The organism is Klenkia sp. PcliD-1-E (assembly GCF_024124375.1).
Taxonomy (GTDB): domain Bacteria; phylum Actinomycetota; class Actinomycetes; order Mycobacteriales; family Geodermatophilaceae; genus Klenkia.
On record NZ_JAMXRZ010000228.1, the window covers coordinates 1 to 2,481 of the forward strand.

Below are 2,481 nucleotides of genomic sequence, written 5' to 3' on the forward strand. Positions count from 1 at the left end.
CGTCAAGTCGGTCATGGCCGGTGCCGGGTCGGCGCTGGGCTCGGGGGTGGCGGTGGGCTTGGGGGTGGCGGTGGGCTCGGGGGCGGCGTCGCCCTCGGGGCTGGTGGCCGGGGTCTGCTCGGTCACCGCGTCCGCCGGCTCGGGCAGCTGCGGGGCGGCAGGCTCCTCGACGGCGGCCGGCTCGTCGGTGGTGTGCTCCACGGCCCGGTCGACGACCGCCTGCTCGACGGCGTCGGCGACCTCCTCGGGCTCGACGGCACCGGCCTTCTCCCCCGCGGCGTCCCCGGTGCCGGGGACGTCGGCCTCCGGGGTGGCCCCGGCAGCACCGGTGTCGGGGACATCGGCGTCCGCGTGCTCGGCGTCGTCGCCGCGGCTGGCGGCGAGCACGGCGGCGTCCTCGGCCACCTGCTCGTCGCCGTTGCGACCGCGGTTGCGGCGCCCGCGGTTGCGGCGCCCCGACCGGCCCGAGGACTCCTGGGTGCCCTCGGCGTCCGGCCCGCCGGCCGGCGCCTCCTCGCCCGCGGACTCGGCAGGCCTGTCCTCGGCCCGGGTCCGGCCACCGCCGTGCCCGTTCCCACCGTTGCCGCCGTTGCCGCCGTGGCCGTTGCCGCCGTGCCCGTTCCCGCCGGAGCGCTTCTCGCTCGGGTCCAGGTGGACGACGACGCCGCGGCCGCGGCAGTGCTCGCAGGTGTCGCTGAAGACCTCGAGCAGACCCTGGCCCACCCGCTTGCGGGTCATCTGCACCAGGCCCAGCGAGGTGACCTCGGCGACCTGGTGCTTGGTCCGGTCCCGGCCCAGGCACTCGGTGAGCCGGCGCAGCACCAGGTCGCGGTTGCTCTCCAGCACCATGTCGATGAAGTCGATGACGACCATGCCGCCGATGTCGCGCAGCCGCAGCTGGCGGACGATCTCCTCGGCGGCCTCGATGTTGTTCCGGGTGACCGTCTGCTCCAGGTTGCCGCCGGAGCCGGTGAACTTGCCGGTGTTGACGTCGACGACGGTCATCGCCTCGGTGCGGTCGATCACCAGCGACCCGCCGGAGGGCAACCAGACCTTCCGGTCCAGCGCCTTGAGCAGCTGCTCGTCGATGCGCAGGTCGCGGAAGACGTCACCGTTGCCGATGTAGCGCTCCAGCCGCTGCGACAGCTCCGGGGAGACGTGCGCGACGTAGGCCTCGACGGTGTCCCAGGCGTCGTCGCCCTGCACGACCAGCCGCTTGAAGTCCTCGTTGAACACGTCGCGGATGACCCGGATGGCCAGGTCGGGCTCGCCGTAGAGCAGCGTCGGGGCGTTGGTCGCCGACCCGGCCTTGGTCTGGATGACCTCCCACTGGGCCTGCAGCCGGGCGACGTCGCGGGTCAGCTCCTCCTCCGAGGCACCCTCCGCCGCGGTCCGGATGATCACGCCGGCGTCCTCGGGGACGATCTTCTTCAGGACGTCCTTGAGCCGCTGCCGCTCGGTGTCGGGCAGCTTGCGGCTGATCCCGGTCATCGAGCCGCCGGGGACGTAGACCAGGAACCGGCCGGGCAGGTTGATCTGCTGGGTCAGCCGGGCGCCCTTGTGCCCGATCGGGTCCTTGGTGACCTGCACCAGCACCTTGTCGCCGGACTTCAACGCCTGCTCGATGGAGCGCGACTTGCCCGACAGGCCGGCGGTCTCCCAGTTGACCTCGCCGGCGTACAGCACGGCGTTGCGGCCCTTGCCGATGTCGACGAAGGCCGCCTCCATGGAGGGCAGCACGTTCTGCACGCGGCCGAGGTAGACGTTGCCGGCGAAGGACGTCGACTGCGCCTGGGTGACGTAGTGCTCGACCAGGACGTCGTCCTCGAGGACGGCGATCTGGGTGCGCTCGCCCTGCTGGCGGATGACCATCGCGCGGTCGACGGCCTCGCGGCGGGCCAGGAACTCCGACTCGCTCAGGATGGGGGCGCGGCGGCGACCGGTGTCGCGGCCGTCCCGACGCCGCTGGCGCTTGGCCTCCAGCCGGGTGGACCCGGCCACGCCGCGGACGGCGTCGTCGCTGGAGTCCTTGCCGTTGCGGCCGGCGCGCTCGGGCCGGTCGTCGTCGGAGGTGTCGGCGGACTCGCCCGAGGACTCCCCCCGGCGGCGACGGCGCCGCCGGCGGCGGGTGGTGGAGCGGCCGCCCTCGTCGGTGCTGTCCTCCTCGCCCTCGGCGTCGTCGGAGGTGTCCTCGTCGGTGTCGTCGTCGCCGGACTCGCCGTCGGCGGTGCCGTTCTGCTCGTCGTCGTCCTCGGTGGAGCGGCCACGGCCGCGGCCACGGCGGCCCCGACGGCGGCGCCGGCTGCCGGAGCCGCCGTCGCCGTCCTCGTCGCCGTCCGTGCCGTCGTCCTCGGTGTCCCGGGTGTCCTCGTCGGCGTCCGGCGCGGGCAGGACGGCCGGCTGGTCGTCGGTGCCGGTGCCGGACTCCTCCGCGGCGGGCTCGACCGCCCGGCGGCGGGACCGGCTGCGGCGCGGCTTGCC

Annotated in this window: 1 protein-coding gene; it reads right to left on the minus strand. The window is 74.6% G+C overall.

Annotation, left to right across the window (positions count from 1 at the left end):
• A partial coding sequence (locus tag NH342_RS22705; protein ID WP_253018594.1) for a ribonuclease E/G occupies window positions 1-2,481 on the minus strand: 2,481 nt, incomplete at both ends.